A 15693-nucleotide genomic window follows, 5' to 3' on the forward strand; every position below is an offset into this window, starting at 1 on the left:
ACCTTGCGTCTTTTACTTAGCGCCCTTTGCGGTAAAAAAAATAAAACTTAAAAACAACACTTCGGTTTTTCCTAATAAGCGATTAACCGATTAAACAAATAAACACAATGAGTAAAGAAGTAAAATCAGTAGAATACGGATTAGAAAAAATCTTTGAAGGAGCACAAGATTTCCTTCCGTTATTAGGAACAGATTATGTAGAATTCTACGTAGGAAATGCAAAACAATCGGCACATTATTACAAAACAGCTTTTGGTTACCAATCATTAGCTTATGCAGGATTAGAAACAGGAGTAAGAGATAAAGCATCTTACGTTTTAAAACAAGACAAAATAAGACTTGTTTTAACAACCCCTTTAACACAAGATTCACCAATACACGAACACCTTAAAAAACATGGTGATGGTGTAAAAGTTGCCGCTCTTTGGGTTGAAGATGCAAGAAGCGCTTACGAAGAAACTATGAAACGTGGTGCACGTTCATTTATGGAACCAACTGTCGAAAAAGATGAATTTGGAGAAGTAGTACGTTCTGGAATTTACACTTACGGAGAAACGGTTCATATTTTTGTAGAAAGAAAAAACTATAATGGTGTTTTCTTACCAGGTTACAAAGAATGGAAATCAGACTATAATCCAGAACCAACAGGATTAAAATATATCGACCATATGGTTGGAAATGTGGGATGGAATGAAATGAACACATGGGTTAAATTCTACGAAGACGTTATGGGATTCGTAAATTTCTTATCGTTTGATGACAAACAAATCACAACAGAATATTCGGCCTTGATGAGTAAAGTAATGTCTAACGGAAACGGAAGAATTAAATTCCCAATCAATGAACCAGCCGAAGGAAAGAAAAAATCTCAAATAGAAGAATATTTAGATTTCTATGGCGGACCAGGAATTCAGCATATCGCCATCGCAACCGATGACATCATAAAAACAGTATCGCAATTAAAAGCGCGTGGAGTTGAGTTTTTATCTGCCCCTCCGCACACTTATTACCAGGCAATTCCTGAAAGATTAGGTGTTCATATGGATATGATGAAAGAAGATATCAACGAAATTGAAAAATTAGCAATTATGGTCGACGCTGACGAAGATGGGTATCTATTACAGATTTTCACGAAGCCAGTTCAAGACCGCCCTACCCTATTTTTCGAAATAATTCAAAGAATGGGAGCTAAAGGATTTGGTGCTGGTAACTTTAAAGCACTTTTTGAGTCGATTGAGAGAGAACAAGAATTGCGAGGAACGCTGTAAAAACGCATTTTTTATGCATTATGTGAAAAAATCCTCTTTAAACCGATGCTTTTTTTGCAAATGATATGTTAAACTCACTTTTTTACTATTATTTTTAATGTCTTTATATCTATCTTTGCACTCGCAAAACAGGAGGGGGTGGTTTCCTTCCTAAATTGATATAAATTTCATAATTTATAGTTTTTTGGTTAGTTAATAGCATAAAAACTCAGTCATTCCTTGACTGAGTTTTTTTGTTTTAATACATTTGGAATAGAATTTGCATTTATTTTATAAATTGTCAAAGAATCTTATGAAAAAACTAATCCTCTCCATATTCGTAATCCTTACACTTAGCTTCGATACTCAAAAAGAAGACTCATTTGATGTAGGCGAATGGTTCAAATTCAGAATTCATTATGGTATCATAAATGCTGGATATGCAACACTCGAAATAAAAGATGCTACTGTAAACAACAAAAAAGTGTTTCATGCCGTGGGTAAAGGTTACACAACTGGAATGTCTCGTTTTTTCTTTAAAGTAGATGATTTATATGAAAGCTATTTTGACAAAGAAACTGGAAACCCATATCAGTTTGTACGAAAAATAGACGAAGGCGGCTATACCAAGAATCAAGAAGGTTTCTTTAACCAAGATGGGCGTGTTCTTGTAAAAGATTACAAACACAAGACAGAGAAAACAATTGTTATTGGTAAAAACGTACAAGATATTATGTCCTCCTTTTACTATTTAAGGAACCATCCTAATATAGACAAACTAAAATCAGGAGAATCGATAACAATTGACATGTTTTTTGACGACGAAACAACAAAATTTAAGTTAAAATTCGTAGGTCGTGAGGATATTACAACTAAATTTGGAACCGTTCCGACAATGATTTTTAAACCATTGGTACAATCAGGACGAGTTTTTAAAGAAAAAGAAAGCGTAACACTCTGGATAACAGATGACGATAATAAATTACCTGTCCGAATAAAAGCAGATCTTGCCGTTGGTTCTATAAAAGCCGATTTGGACGCATTCAAAGGATTAAAAAATCCATTTAAAGTAAAAAAATAATGAATATCACTGATAATTCAGAATCAATTTTAAAAGAAATTGATAAAAAATACCATGCTATTAACCAAAAAACAGACGTACAATTAGAAGGTCTGCTTTGGTCAAAACCTATTACGTATTGGGATTACATCCAAACTGATGCACTTTTAAATCTTCAAATACAAAGAACAACTCTTCCTGATGAAATGGTATTTATTATGTACCATCAGGTAAACGAATTAATCTTCAAGATGATTCTTTGGGAGATTGAGCAAGTTTCGGAAGTAGAAAATATTCAGACTGATTTTTTTAGTGAGCGCCTTTCTAGAATCACACGTTATTTCGATATGCTAACTAATTCATTTAGCATTATGGAAAACGGCATGGAAGTCGAGCAGTATATGAAATTTAGAAATACATTAACTCCTGCAAGTGGTTTTCAGAGCGCACAATATCGATTAGTCGAATTCTCCTCAACAGATGTAATTAATTTAACAGATCGCAGATACAAAGACCGCTTTGACGCAAATACCGACCTAGAAACTAGCTTTGAACATTTATACTGGCAAGCAGCCGGAAAAGATTATCAAACAGGTCAAAAATCATATTTACTTCAAGAATTTGAGAAAAAATACAAATCTCAATTTCTAACACAAATGAAAGAATACAAGACCAAAAATATTTGGCAAAAATTCAAACAACTTCCCGAAGAAGATCAAAAAAACCCAGTATTAGTTCAAGCAATGCGCCATTATGACCACACCGTAAATATTACTTGGGTAATGCAACATTTAAATACTGCCAGAAAATACATTCTTGAAAGCGGAAAAGGAAATGGAGAAGCAACAGGCGGAAGTGATTGGCAAAAATACATGCATCCTAAATACCAACGCAGGATATTTTTTCCAGAATTATGGAGTGCAGAAGAATTGGCCGATTGGGGAAATGAAAAAGAAATATAATTAATAAAAAAAAGAAGAGTTTGAAACAAGTATCAGCAATTATAATAATGTTATTTTTAATAATATCATGTAATAAAACAACGGATAAAATTGAAACTAAAATTACCAAACCAAAACCACAAAAAGTTGATTTTGGGTTTAATTATGCTGACTACAATGTGGTTAATGACACTATAGAAAAAGGTGAAACTTTTGGGACTATTATCCAAGGACAAAACATTGGAAGCAAACAAGTCTATAATATTGTAGAACAAATTAAAGATTCATTTAATGTAAGAACCATTAGATACCATAAACCATACACCCTTCTTAGATCAAAAAACAAAACAAACGATTTACAAGTTTTCATATATCAACCCGACGCATTAAGCTACTACGTAGTCGACTTACGCGATAGTATTGCAAAAGCATACAAAAAAGTAAAACCTGTTACTCTTAAACGAAAAATAATAGGTGGAGTTTTAAAAAGCTCCTTATCAGAAACTTTAGGAAATGAAAGTGTAGAAACCGCACTTGCAAGCCGAATCACCAAAGTTTTCTCATGGTCTATCGATTTCTTCAAACTTAAAAAAGGAGATCGCTACGGATTAATTTTCACAGAACGTTTTATAAACGGCAAAACTTATGATGGCGTTGAAGAACTTGAAGCTGCATTTTTTGAATATAAAGGCAAAATTATATATGCCTTTCCTTTTGAAAGAGATACAACTTCAGGAAAAGTTGAATATTATGATGACGAAGGAAAAACACTGAAAAACTTCTTCTTAAAAACGCCAATCAAATTTAGCCGAATCACATCTAGATTTACTGCCAACAGGTTTCACCCGGTACAACATACCTGGAAAGCACACAAAGGAACTGATTATGCAGCTCCAACTGGAACTCCTATTTCAACCACAGCCTCTGGAGTTGTTGAAGCTACAGGATATACAGCAGGAAACGGAAACTTTGTAAAAGTAAAACACAACGGCACTTATTCTACTCAATACTTACATATGTCCCGAATATTAGTAAAACGTGGGCAACGTGTAACTCAAGGACAAACTATCGGATTAGTAGGAAGTACAGGGCTTGCAACTGGACCTCACGTATGTTATCGTTTCTGGAAAAACGGCGTTCAGGTAGATGCTCTTCGACTTAATTTACCTACTGGAGAATCTCTAACAGGAAATGAGAAAACCCGTTTCATAAAACAAATAGAGCCTTTAAAGAGAGAATTGGATAGTATTGGGAATATATAATTTTTACTGAAACACATTCTCTAAAAAATAGAAACAATGAAAAATGTCCGTCTTAAAGCAATTTATAATGAAACTTTTTCGGGTTTAAAACTATTTTACAGAGATACAAATTTGCCCGAAGATTTAATTTCAAATTATAGAGTCGGACAGATAATTCAAGAAAAAGGATTTACTGACATGAGTACCCTTGGCGGTGGGCTTTCGGGAAATTTCAGATATTTAATTGCAAGCGCTAACGCAAAAGATTTGTCAATATTCAATCCCGATTCAGCAAAGATAGGTCACTATTTATTAGACACTATTGCTTATTTTAAAGTATTAGATATTCAGAAAATTGATGACAAAACACAAGTTTTTCTTTTAAACATTCCAGACAATTCATTAACACTATTTAAAAATTCATCTTCAAACCTGGAAGAAGAAATTACAGAAAAAGCAAGAGGGAAATTTATTGACAAAAGAAACTCGCCGCTAATTCCTGAACTACAAACCAACGATTGGAAAGAAAGAACCAAAACTCCAATTGGGATGAACGACAATGGCGAAATGTTCTTTGATGATTCTAAAATTAAAACGGAATCTCCAAAAAGAATAGAAATCAATACTGCCAAGAAAACAATTGAAGTAAACAAAAAACCTTGGTGGAAGATTTGGTGATGAAAAAACTACTCCTTATAATTATTATTTTAAGTATCACATCTTGTAAAAATGGCGTTGAAAAAACTGGAACAAAAAAAGTATTCCTAGAGCCCAATCAAATTTCTTATGATTGGCAATTATTCGCAGTTAAGAATGGCATATCAAAAGATTCTGTTTTATCAAATGACATTCAATTTATCAACGATTCTATTTTAAAAGGAAAATTCAAATTAGACATTTCAAAATACGAAGCTGAAAGCAAAATAAAAGAATGCTTGCCTTTTAGACTTAAAAAGAAAATGTTTGATGAATATTATAATGAAGGACTTAATAATCTAGGAGATTTAAATGGTGACAAAAAAGAAGATTATGTTTTTGTTTTACATGCATTGAATTATTGCGAAGAAGGAGATTCTTATTATTTTACAGATAATAGCATTCCCCGAATTTTAACCGACTCTAATTGTTGCCATCCTTCAAGTATTATAAACATTGGAGACATTGATGAAGATGGTAAAAGTGAAATAGCCGAATATTATTCATCATGCGCAAGTAGATACAAAGCAATTACGATATATAGTTTAAAAGATTCTAAGTGGAAAGAAATAAAATCATTCTCTTTTGTTTTAAACGATAAATATTTCATTGACAAAGATTTTAAAAAGCTATTCAGAAAAACATCTAAAAATAATCTTGAGTATTACGAAATTAAAGATGTCAACATAGAAGGCAATCTAGTTGCATCATGGGAGAAAATTAAAATCCAATAATCATTACAATAGTATTTAGCCACATAAAACGTTTTCGTAACTATTTGTTATATAATCGTGAAGCGTTACACTATTAAAAACTAATTTCAGTATTTTTGTGTTTTAATAACCAAATTTTCAATTAAGACAAAAAAATGGCTTTAAACACAACAAACCCAACTGGGACTGAAGCGTGGAAAAATCTACAAAACCACTATAACACAATTCACGAAACTACGATACAAGAATTATTTCAACAAGATGCAACTCGTGTTGAAAAATTCAATTTACAATGGAATGACTTTTTACTAGATTATTCTAAAAATAATATTAATCAGGAAACTATTTCTCTTTTATTAGAGCTAGCAAATTCTATTGGATTAAAAGACTCGATCTCTCAATATTTTGGTGGTGAAATAATTAACCAAACTGAAAACAGAGCTGTTTTACACACTGCTTTACGTGCGCCAGAATCTGCTGTAATAAAAGTAGACGGAGAAAATGTAATTCCAGAAGTTTACGAAGTAAAAAACAAAATCAAAAAATTTAGCCATGAAGTAATTTCTGGAGAAAGAAAAGGTTTTACAGGAAAAGCTTTTACTGATATTGTTAATATTGGTATCGGAGGTTCAGATCTTGGTCCAGTTATGGCAGTTGAAGCATTACAGTTTTACAAAAATCATTTAACTACGCATTTTGTTTCTAATGTAGATGGTGATCACGTAAATGAAGTTATTAAGAAACTAAACCCTGAAACTACATTATTTGTAATTGTTTCAAAAACTTTTACTACTCAGGAAACATTAACCAATTCTGAAACTATTAAAGAATGGTTTTTAAAATCGGCTTCACAAGAAGATATTGCAAAACATTTTGTTGCTGTGTCGACTAACATCCAAAAAGTAACTGAATTCGGAATTAATCCTGACAATGTTTTCCCGATGTGGGATTGGGTTGGTGGACGTTTCTCCTTATGGAGTGCAGTTGGTTTAAGCATTAGCTTAGCAGTTGGTTTTGATAATTACAACCAATTATTAGAAGGTGCTAATGAAACTGACGAACATTTTAAATCAGCTGAATTTGACCAAAACTTACCTGTAATTCTAGCTTTATTAAGTGTTTGGTATAATAATTTTTTCGGTGCCGAAAGTGAAGCACTAATTCCTTACACTCAATATTTACAAAAACTTGCTCCATACTTGCAACAAGCAACAATGGAAAGCAACGGAAAAAGTGTAGGTCGTGACGGAAAACCTGTTAACTACCAAACAGGAACTATTATTTGGGGAGAACCTGGAACAAATTCGCAACACGCATTCTTCCAATTAATACACCAAGGGACAAAATTAATCCCAACAGATTTTATTGGATATGTAGAACCTTTATATGGTAACGAAGATCATCATAATAAATTGATGTCAAACTTCTTTGCACAAACCGAAGCTTTATTACACGGAAAAACGGCAGCACAAGTTCAGGCTGAATTTGACAAACAAGGACTTGCTGCAGACAAAGCCGCATTCTTATTGCCTTTTAAAGTATTTACTGGTAACAAACCAACAAATACTATTTTAATACAAAAACTAACTCCAAAATCTCTGGGTTCATTAATTGCCTTATATGAGCACAAAATATTTGTTCAGGGACTTATCTGGAATATATTTAGCTATGACCAATGGGGAGTAGAATTAGGTAAACAATTGGCAAATTCTATATTAGATGAGATCAATACAAAAACAGTGAAAAATCACGATAGTTCAACCTCTTTCTTATTAAATCATTTTTTGAAGAATAAGTAAGAACTAGAAACTTATAGTACATAATCCACAAAAAGCTTATTGATTCTGGCAATCAATAAGCTTTTTCTTATAATACTAATCCTCAAGTTATTCGCTTTATCTAAAATTAACATACGCTCGCTTTTTATTGATTTTATTTTTTGATATTTTAACAAAAAACCATCCATAAAATTTAAAAAAATGCCATTTTCCTTAGTATAAATCAACAAAATCACTTTAATACTCAAGAGATTACGCAAAACGATATTTTCTTAACGTTTTGATAACATTATCCGATTAAAATGTTATAATTTTGCCAAAAACAATTAACTAAATAACAAATGAAGACAATGAAAAATTGGTTACTCACGGGACTATTGTTCATGATGGTTTCAACCGTATTTTCGCAAGGAAAAATCACAGGTACAATTACCGATGGTTCTAATTCTTTACCTGGAGCTAATGCTGTAGTTAAAGGGTCATCAGACGCTGGCTCAAGCGATTTTGATGGTAAATTTTCTATTACAACTTCAGTAGCCTCTGGAGAAGTAGTTGTTTCTTACTTAGGTTACGACTCTAAAACAATTAAATTTTCTGTTTCTAATGGAGGAACTGTTAATTTAGGAGCTATCGTTTTAACATCAAACTCTAACCAACTAGACGAGATTGTTGTAAAAAGTACTGTAGTTGATATCGCTAAGGACAGAAAAACTCCTGTTGCTGTTTCTACTATTAAAGCTTCAGAAATCCAAGCAAAATTAGGAACTCAAGAATTTCCTGAGGTTTTAAGAAATACTCCTTCAGTTTACGCTACAAAAGGTGGTGGTGGATACGGAGACTCAAGAATCAACATTCGTGGATTTGACCAAAAAAACATTGCCGTAATGGTTAATGGTATGCCAATTAATGACATGGAAGGTGGAACTGTTTACTGGAGTAACTGGGCTGGACTTTCTGATGTAACTTCTGCAATGCAGGTACAAAGAGGTTTAGGTTCTTCTAAACTTGCTGTTTCATCTGTAGGGGGAACAATAAACATTGTAACTAAATCTTCTGACATCAAACAAGGAGGTTCATTTTCTTCTGGATTTGGTAATGCAAATTATTTAAAATTACAAGGATCTTACAATACTGGAAAATTAGATAACGGACTTTCTGCTTCTGTATTATTATCTCAAACAATGGGAGACGGATATATTAACGGAACTGAATTTGAAGGAACTAACTATTTCGTAGCTTTAGGATATGCTACAAAAGATAACAAACACGATTTTCAATTTACTGTAACTGGTGCACCACAATGGCACAACCAAAGAAGTACAGTTTCTACAATCGAAACTTATCAAAAATACGGTTCTATTGACAACCCAAATACAAGATACAATGCTGATGCAGGATACTTGAATGGTGAGAAATATAACATCAGAAAAAACTACTACCACAAGCCAGTTGCATCTATTAACTGGGATTACAAAATAAACGAAACTACTAAATTATCAAGTGTACTTTATGCTTCATGGGGACGTGGAGCTGGAGCAAGTGCTACAGGTGGAATTGGAGGTTTAAGTTACAACAACCAAGCTTTTTTACTACCAAATGGTATGGTAGATTATAACAGAATCCAAGCTTGGAACTCTGGTCAAGGTAAAGTTAATTTTAACGGAGCTGACCAAACAAGAACACAAGTTGGTGGTGTTTTCCAAAACAGCTCAGCTACGGGTAGATCAGGAAGTGCACCTAATTATACTTATAACACAACATCTGGAATTTCTCAAACTTCATCTATCAACTCTCATGACTGGTATGGTGCAGTAATCAACTTGAATAAAAAATTAAGCAATACATTAACTTTAGATTTTGGAGTTGATGCTAGAACTTACAAAGGATACCACTTTACTGTAGTTAATGACTTATTAGGTGGTGGAGAATTCTTCGACAACAGTGTTGCCGATTTAAAACCAGACGGAAGACACCTTACTACAACTTATGACTCAAGAGTTCAATGGAATCCTTTCGAAAATAAGGATTATGAGAAAATTGCTTTCAACAGTACTGGAAATGTAAGATGGTATGGTGCTTTTACTCAACTTGAGTATTCTAAAGACAACTTAACTGCATTTGTTCAAGGAGCAATCTCTCAACAAGGATACCAAAGAGAAGATGATTTCTTATACAAAACCTCTGATCCATTATCTTCTACAGATTATAAAAACATCTTAGGTGGTAACGTAAAAGGTGGTGCAAACTACAATATTAACGAGAAAAATAATGTGTATGTAAATGCAGGTTATTACTCTAAACAACCATTCTTTAACTCAGTTTACCCTAATAACAAATCTACAGTAAACCCTAACGTTACTAACGAAAAAATTACTGGTTTTGAAGCAGGATACGGATTCCGTTCTCGTTTCTTCAATGCTACTGTAAACGTTTACAACACAACTTGGAATGACAGATACTTAAAAGGTAACGCACTTCCAGATTCTCCTGGAGTTGTTGGTAACACAACTTACACAGAATATTTAGGACTAAACGAAGTTCACTCTGGAATTGAGTTTGAAGCAAATTCTAACATTACAGATAAATTAAAAGTAAACGCAATGTTCTCTTACGGAATTTGGGAATACAAAGGTAACGCAACTGTTAATGCATATTTCCAAGCAGACAACACTCCAGTTCCAGGATTCACAGGAGTTCCAGTTTACATGGACAAAGTAAAAGTAGGTGATGCTGCACAAATGACAGCTTCTTTAGGAGCTTCTTATGAAGTTTTACCAAGAGTAACTGTTGATGCTAATTACAATTATAATGATAATTTATATGCAGGATTAAGCCCTATTAACTTTGCATCTCCAGATAATAAAGGTGCATTAGAGTTACCTAATTACGGAATAATGGATGCTGGTTTCTCATACAAAATGCTTGTAGGTAAAGACAAAGATAAATCAATGAATTTTAGATTAAACGTAAACAACGTTTTAGACAAAATTTATATTGCAGAGTCTAGAACCAATTTTTTTGCTGACGATTTTGTTAATGGAAAAAACGGACCTACTTATGCTTCAGCTGGAAAAACATATGATGGTATAGCTACAGGAAACCAAGTATACTTTGGTTTCGGAAGAACTTGGAACTTTACTTTACGTTACGATTTCTAAAAAAATCACAACATAAAATTCACAAAAACGGTATTGGCTTTTTAGCTTAATGCCGTTTTTTTATGCCATAATTTTGCTTATATTTGTTTAAAAAACTTTAGTTCTATGTACGAATTCATACAAAAATTTCACTCAGGATGGGCCTATATTGTCTTAATCCTTCTATTAGTTGCAGTTATAAATGCAATTATTGGTTTTACCTCAAAAAAAGATTTTACACCAACAGATCGTAAAATTGGTCTTTTTACATTAATCGCTACTCATACGCAATTACTAATCGGATTAATCCTTTATTTCGTTTCTCCTCTTGGAAAAGCTGCTTTCGGACAAATGTCAAACGCAGACCTTAGACTTACATCATTAGAACACCCATTAATCAATATTATAGCTATCATTTTGATAACTATCGGATGGTCAAAACATAAAAACCTGACTACAAGCGAGTCAAAATTCAAAACATTTGCAATTTTTTACGGATTAGGATTAGTACTGATTCTAAGTAGATTACCATGGAAGTTATGGTTCTAAAAACACAAATAAAGCCCTAATTACAGGGCTTTTTTTAATTTCGGCATATTATTTGTGTAAGTATATCCATCTTAAAAATAAAATTTATGAGTAATAAAACAACCATCATACTTTCTATCCTAATCATTACTTTTTTAAGCTGTGGTTTTTCATATCTAAACAGTCAAACCAAACCAGTAGATCCTAAAGTAATACAGGATACTTTAAAAAACCAAAAAAATAAAACTGTTGCCTCCCCTACTAATACAGAAAAAGACTCTATAACTATAGATAAAAATTCCAAATTAAAAATTTACAAAAAATCTGCACACGCTTCCTATTATTCAGATCGTTTTAATGGTCGAAAAACTGCAAACGGAAGTCGTTTTAACAACAATAAATATACTGCTGCCCACAAAAAACTTCCGTTTGGTACTAAAGTAAAAGTTACAAACGAAGCCAATGGAAAATTTGTAATTGTAGAAATCACAGATAGAGGCCCATTTGTAAGAACACGTGAAATAGACTTATCAAAACGTGCTTTTATGGACATCACTAAACACAAAGGTGCCGGAGCAATGACTGTAACTATTGAAACAATAGAAAAAATTAAATAAATTTTCGAATACTCATCATGATTCCAACATGGAGTGCTTCGTGGTAGTTGTTAAAAGACAATGCATCTTCAATATTTTTAAAGATAAAACCAAGACTTGTTGTTAACTCATTATATGTTTTAAACGCATTAGCATTATAATCTGCTTCAGTTTTCTTTATAGTTTCAAAAAGCAAAGATTTAATTTCTTGAAGTTCTGCTTGTGATACATCACCTTCAGGCTTGGTGTCTTTTCTATATTTTGCAACCAACTCATCCGATACCATCATTGGCAACCCTGATAATTTATAAACCAAAAGCTGCTGTGTAACAACAATATGCGCAACATTCCAAATTATATTATTATTAAATCCCTGAGGAACTTTGTTTAATTGCTCTAATGAATAATTATCTAAAAATTGTAAAATTAAATTTCTGCTTACTCTAGTTGCTTCAAATGCTTGATTCATGATTATGTTTTTTTTTTATAAAAATAAACAATTTAAATATTAAATGAATTTTCTTTGCACTCAAAACTTTGATACTATGAACAAAATATACTACCTCGCTTCTTGCGATACTTGTCGTAAAATTATAAAAGGATTACCTAAAGATAATGACTTGCTTTTTCATGACATCAAGCAAAATCCAATTACTGAAACTGAGCTTGAGGAAATGCACCAACTATCTGGTAGTTACGAGGCTTTATTTAGCAAAAAGGCTCAATTATATAAATCTATGGATTTAAAAAACAAATCCCTGACCGAAGCCGATTTTAAGAAATACATATTAGAACATTATACTTTCTTGAGTCGTCCTGTCTTTATTATTGACGAAAAAATATACATTGGCAACTCGCAACAAAATATCTTACAGGTAATGAAGGTTTTAACCAAATAACCATCATCAACAATACACCAAATATTTCATTATCTTTGCCCCTCTATATCCAATTTATATGATACAATCCATGACAGGGTTCGGCAAAGCTTCTTTGCAATTACCAACAAAAAAAATTACTGTAGAAGTAAAATCGTTAAACAGTAAAGGTTTAGACCTTAATGTGAGAATGCCTTCACTTTACAGAGAAATGGAGTTGGGTTTACGCAATCAGATTGCACTGAAACTAGAAAGAGGTAAAGTCGATTTTTCTATTTTTATCGAAAGTACTTCCGAACAAACATCTACGAAAGTAAATGTTCCTATCGTGAGAATTTACATCAACCAACTGAAGGAAGTTTATCCTGAAGCAGATGAAACTGAATTAATGAAAATGGCTATTCGCATGCCAGATACATTAAAAACGGAACGTGAAGAAATTGATGAAAATGATTGGGAGCAAATTCAAACTGTAATCGAAGAAGCTTTACAAAACATCTTGAATTTTAGAAAAGATGAAGGTGAGTCTCTTGAAAAAGAATTTCAATTACGAATAGGTAATATCCGTCAGTACATGACAGATGCTTTAGCATTAGACCCAGAACGTGTTCAGGCTATTAAAGACCGTTTGCAAACTGCAATTTCTGAACTTAAAGTAAATGTTGATGAAAATCGTTTTGAGCAAGAACTTATCTACTATCTAGAAAAACTAGATATAACTGAAGAAAAAGTACGCTTAACCAATCATCTTGATTATTTCCTTCAAACTATCGATGGTACTGAAGCCAATGGTAGAAAATTAGGTTTTATAACTCAAGAAATGGGACGTGAAATCAATACTATGGGTTCTAAGTCTAATCATGCTCAAATGCAAAAATTGGTCGTGATGATGAAAGATGAACTAGAGAAAATTAAAGAGCAGGTTTTGAATGTTTTGTAAAAACTAGAAACCAAAAAAGATATACTAAATAAAAGCTTAAAGCGTAATGCTTAAGGCCAAAAGCATAAGTAATGAAAAAAGGGAAATTAATCGTATTCTCAGCACCTTCCGGTTCAGGAAAAACAACCATTGTTAGACATTTATTAAGTAAAGAAGATTTAAACTTAGAATTTTCTATTTCAGCAGCCTCACGTGAACCTCGCGGAGAGGAAGTTCATGGAACTGATTATTACTTTATTTCATTAGAAGAATTTAAAAAGCATATTAAAGCCGAGAATTTTCTGGAATGGGAAGAAGTATATCGTGATAACTTTTACGGGACTTTAAAAAGCGAAATCGAACGCATTTGGGCTTTAGGAAAAAATGTGATTTTTGACATTGATGTTTCTGGAGGATTACGTATTAAACATAAATTTCCTGAAGAAACTCTTGCCGTTTTTGTAAAACCACCAAGTATCGATGAGTTGAAAATTCGTTTGAAAAAACGCTCGACTGAAAGTGAAGACAAAATTAATATGCGTATTGCAAAAGCATCTGTAGAACTTGCAACTGCTCCGCAATTTGATAAAATCATCAAGAACTACGATTTGGATACTGCCAAAGAAGAAGCTTACCAACTGGTAAAAGAGTTTATTAATAAATAAAATCACGCTCTAAAAGCAATATAAACGCCAATTATTTTAAAAATAAAAAACAGTACTATTATGAACAGATTATTTCAGGTAAAAAGAAGCGAAAACAAAGTCGATTTTATTATTCTTATAATCCGATTATCAATTGCAACATTGATGATTTTTCATGGTTTACCAAAGTTAAATACACTTTTAGCCGGAGGTGAAATTCAATTTCCGGATCCTCTGGGAGTAGGAAGTACGTTTTCTTTAGGTCTTGCTGTTTTTGCCGAAGTTGTATGTTCATTTCTTATTGCAATAGGTTTAGCAACAAGATTAGCTTCGATTCCTTTAATAATAACAATGTTAGTTGCTGTATTTGTTGTTCACGGAGCTGACCCAATCGATGTTAAAGAAATGGCGATTTTATATCTATTATTTTATTTACTTCTTTTTGTAACAGGAAGTGGTAAATTCTCGATAGACAATTTCATTAGTAAAAAGAGTCGTTTTTAAGCTTAACAGCTATTATTTTAGAACAATTTGAAAGTAAAAAAGACAAAACCTCATCCAGTTAAAATACTGATGTAGTTAAAGCTATTTAATCTATCAAACAAAAATTACCTTTTTTATGAAAATTGGTCTTTATTTCGGAACTTTCAATCCCATACATGTTGGGCATCTTATCATTGCCAATCACATGGCAGAACATGCCGATTTAGACCAGGTTTGGATGGTAGTTACACCTCATAACCCTCTTAAAAAGAAGGATACATTACTAGACGATTACCATCGTTTACAAATGGTTCATTTGGCTACAGATAGTTTTGATAAATTAAAACCTTCGGATATTGAGTTTAAACTCTCTCAGCCTAATTATACTGTAAATACATTAGTTCATTTACAAGAAAGATATCCTAATCATGAATTTTCATTGATTATGGGCGAAGACAATTTAAAAACGCTTCATAAATGGAAGAACTACGAAGTGATTCTACAAGATTATGACATTTATGTTTATCCAAGAATTTCATCTGAAGTAGAAAATTTAGAACTAAAAAATCATCCTAAAATTCATTTAATAGATGCGCCAATTGTAGAAATATCTTCTACTTTTATTCGTAACAATATTAAAGAAGGAAAAAATATTCAGCCACTATTACCCGAGAAAGTCTGGGAATATATTGACCACAATAATTTTTATAAGAAGTAAATATATTGTCACGTTGGGGTAATCCTAAAAATTTATTTAACACATAGAAACATAGATTTTATGTGTTAAAAAGAAAACAAAAAGAAATATATTTCTTCCACATAGCTAGGCTCT

General features: G+C 32.4%; 16 protein-coding genes. 15 read left to right on the top strand and 1 reads right to left on the bottom strand.

The window, feature by feature from the left end; genetic code table 11:
* Positions 1 to 107 precede the first annotated feature (107 nt).
* From hppD to AC3IPI_RS04205, 10 genes are all read left to right on the top strand, one after another.
* Positions 108 to 1268, top strand: coding sequence for a 4-hydroxyphenylpyruvate dioxygenase (gene hppD / locus AC3IPI_RS04160; protein WP_489157332.1), 1161 nt, complete (start codon positions 108 to 110; stop codon positions 1266 to 1268).
* A gap of 292 nt (positions 1269 to 1560) precedes the next feature.
* Positions 1561 to 2328 carry a DUF3108 domain-containing protein gene (locus AC3IPI_RS04165; RefSeq protein WP_039113174.1) on the top strand — a complete coding sequence of 256 codons (768 nt, stop codon included), beginning with the start codon at positions 1561 to 1563 and terminating at the stop codon, positions 2326 to 2328.
* Entirely contained in the window at positions 2328 to 3269 is a 942-nt protein-coding gene (locus tag AC3IPI_RS04170; protein WP_489157334.1) for a tryptophan 2,3-dioxygenase family protein, read from the top strand. The genes AC3IPI_RS04165 and AC3IPI_RS04170 overlap by 1 nt, the downstream gene beginning before the upstream one ends.
* 47 nt (positions 3270 to 3316) lie before the next feature.
* Positions 3317 to 4510: a M23 family metallopeptidase gene (locus AC3IPI_RS04175; RefSeq protein WP_489159215.1), complete on the top strand. Its 1194-nt coding sequence runs from the start codon at positions 3317 to 3319 to the stop codon at positions 4508 to 4510.
* A 36-nt stretch (positions 4511 to 4546) separates the two neighbouring features.
* On the top strand, positions 4547 to 5167 hold the full coding sequence (locus tag AC3IPI_RS04180; RefSeq protein ID WP_489157336.1) for a hypothetical protein: 621 nt from the start codon (positions 4547 to 4549) through the stop codon (positions 5165 to 5167).
* Positions 5167 to 5919 (top strand): hypothetical protein, encoded by a 753-nt coding sequence (locus AC3IPI_RS04185; protein WP_489157338.1) that lies wholly within the window; start codon positions 5167 to 5169, stop codon positions 5917 to 5919. Before AC3IPI_RS04180 ends, AC3IPI_RS04185 begins: the two co-directional genes overlap by 1 nt.
* A 134-nt stretch (positions 5920 to 6053) precedes the next feature.
* Positions 6054 to 7697, top strand: coding sequence for a glucose-6-phosphate isomerase (gene pgi / locus AC3IPI_RS04190; protein WP_489157340.1), 1644 nt, complete (start codon positions 6054 to 6056; stop codon positions 7695 to 7697).
* Between the two features lie 320 nt (positions 7698 to 8017).
* Positions 8018 to 10834, top strand: a complete 2817-nt coding sequence (locus tag AC3IPI_RS04195) for a TonB-dependent receptor (RefSeq protein ID WP_323491152.1) — start codon at positions 8018 to 8020, stop codon at positions 10832 to 10834.
* 105 nt (positions 10835 to 10939) lie between these two features.
* Positions 10940 to 11362 (top strand): hypothetical protein, encoded by a 423-nt coding sequence (locus tag AC3IPI_RS04200; protein ID WP_039113183.1) that lies wholly within the window; start codon positions 10940 to 10942, stop codon positions 11360 to 11362.
* A gap of 86 nt (positions 11363 to 11448) precedes the next feature.
* Positions 11449 to 11958: a septal ring lytic transglycosylase RlpA family protein gene (locus AC3IPI_RS04205; RefSeq protein ID WP_323491153.1), complete on the top strand. Its 510-nt coding sequence runs from the start codon at positions 11449 to 11451 to the stop codon at positions 11956 to 11958.
* Here AC3IPI_RS04205 and AC3IPI_RS04210 read toward each other — a convergent pair.
* Positions 11951 to 12406 carry a DinB family protein gene (locus AC3IPI_RS04210; protein WP_086894936.1) on the bottom strand — a complete coding sequence of 152 codons (456 nt, stop codon included), beginning with the start codon at positions 12404 to 12406 and terminating at the stop codon, positions 11951 to 11953. The genes AC3IPI_RS04205 and AC3IPI_RS04210 overlap by 8 nt on opposite strands.
* A gap of 76 nt (positions 12407 to 12482) precedes the next feature.
* On the opposite strand from AC3IPI_RS04210, the gene AC3IPI_RS04215 reads away from it, so the two are divergent.
* The 5 genes from AC3IPI_RS04215 (at position 12483) to nadD (ending at position 15579) form a co-directional block, all read left to right on the top strand.
* Positions 12483 to 12836 carry an arsenate reductase family protein gene (locus tag AC3IPI_RS04215; RefSeq protein WP_489157345.1) on the top strand — a complete coding sequence of 118 codons (354 nt, stop codon included), beginning with the start codon at positions 12483 to 12485 and terminating at the stop codon, positions 12834 to 12836.
* 58 nt (positions 12837 to 12894) lie between these two features.
* Positions 12895 to 13755: a YicC/YloC family endoribonuclease gene (locus AC3IPI_RS04220; protein WP_039113187.1), complete on the top strand. Its 861-nt coding sequence runs from the start codon at positions 12895 to 12897 to the stop codon at positions 13753 to 13755.
* 71 nt (positions 13756 to 13826) lie between these two features.
* Positions 13827 to 14399: a guanylate kinase gene (gene gmk, locus AC3IPI_RS04225; protein WP_409417647.1), complete on the top strand. Its 573-nt coding sequence runs from the start codon at positions 13827 to 13829 to the stop codon at positions 14397 to 14399.
* A 60-nt stretch (positions 14400 to 14459) separates the two neighbouring features.
* Complete coding sequence (locus AC3IPI_RS04230) at positions 14460 to 14882, top strand: DoxX family protein (RefSeq protein WP_039113188.1); 423 nt, start codon at positions 14460 to 14462, stop codon at positions 14880 to 14882.
* A 115-nt stretch (positions 14883 to 14997) separates the two neighbouring features.
* Positions 14998 to 15579 carry a nicotinate (nicotinamide) nucleotide adenylyltransferase gene (nadD, locus tag AC3IPI_RS04235; RefSeq protein ID WP_039113189.1) on the top strand — a complete coding sequence of 194 codons (582 nt, stop codon included), beginning with the start codon at positions 14998 to 15000 and terminating at the stop codon, positions 15577 to 15579.
* Positions 15580 to 15693: the final 114 nt, after the last annotated feature.

The sequence above is a fragment of the Flavobacterium sp. GL_143 genome, from assembly GCF_057834355.1.

Bases quoted from the DNA above. Each gene is read 5' to 3' on its own strand.
- hppD (WP_489157332.1), top strand. From the start codon at position 108: ATGAGTAAAGAAGTAAAATCAGTAGAATACGGATTAGAAAAAATCTTT.
- AC3IPI_RS04165 (WP_039113174.1), top strand. From the start codon at position 1,561: ATGAAAAAACTAATCCTCTCCATATTCGTAATCCTTACACTTAGCTTC.
- AC3IPI_RS04170 (WP_489157334.1), top strand. From the start codon at position 2,328: ATGAATATCACTGATAATTCAGAATCAATTTTAAAAGAAATTGATAAA.
- AC3IPI_RS04175 (WP_489159215.1), top strand. From the start codon at position 3,317: ATGTTATTTTTAATAATATCATGTAATAAAACAACGGATAAAATTGAA.
- AC3IPI_RS04180 (WP_489157336.1), top strand. From the start codon at position 4,547: ATGAAAAATGTCCGTCTTAAAGCAATTTATAATGAAACTTTTTCGGGT.
- AC3IPI_RS04185 (WP_489157338.1), top strand. From the start codon at position 5,167: ATGAAAAAACTACTCCTTATAATTATTATTTTAAGTATCACATCTTGT.
- pgi (WP_489157340.1), top strand. From the start codon at position 6,054: ATGGCTTTAAACACAACAAACCCAACTGGGACTGAAGCGTGGAAAAAT.
- AC3IPI_RS04195 (WP_323491152.1), top strand. From the start codon at position 8,018: ATGAAGACAATGAAAAATTGGTTACTCACGGGACTATTGTTCATGATG.
- AC3IPI_RS04200 (WP_039113183.1), top strand. From the start codon at position 10,940: ATGTACGAATTCATACAAAAATTTCACTCAGGATGGGCCTATATTGTC.
- AC3IPI_RS04205 (WP_323491153.1), top strand. From the start codon at position 11,449: ATGAGTAATAAAACAACCATCATACTTTCTATCCTAATCATTACTTTT.
- AC3IPI_RS04210 (WP_086894936.1), bottom strand. From the start codon at position 12,406: ATGAATCAAGCATTTGAAGCAACTAGAGTAAGCAGAAATTTAATTTTA.
- AC3IPI_RS04215 (WP_489157345.1), top strand. From the start codon at position 12,483: ATGAACAAAATATACTACCTCGCTTCTTGCGATACTTGTCGTAAAATT.
- AC3IPI_RS04220 (WP_039113187.1), top strand. From the start codon at position 12,895: ATGATACAATCCATGACAGGGTTCGGCAAAGCTTCTTTGCAATTACCA.
- gmk (WP_409417647.1), top strand. From the start codon at position 13,827: ATGAAAAAAGGGAAATTAATCGTATTCTCAGCACCTTCCGGTTCAGGA.
- AC3IPI_RS04230 (WP_039113188.1), top strand. From the start codon at position 14,460: ATGAACAGATTATTTCAGGTAAAAAGAAGCGAAAACAAAGTCGATTTT.
- nadD (WP_039113189.1), top strand. From the start codon at position 14,998: ATGAAAATTGGTCTTTATTTCGGAACTTTCAATCCCATACATGTTGGG.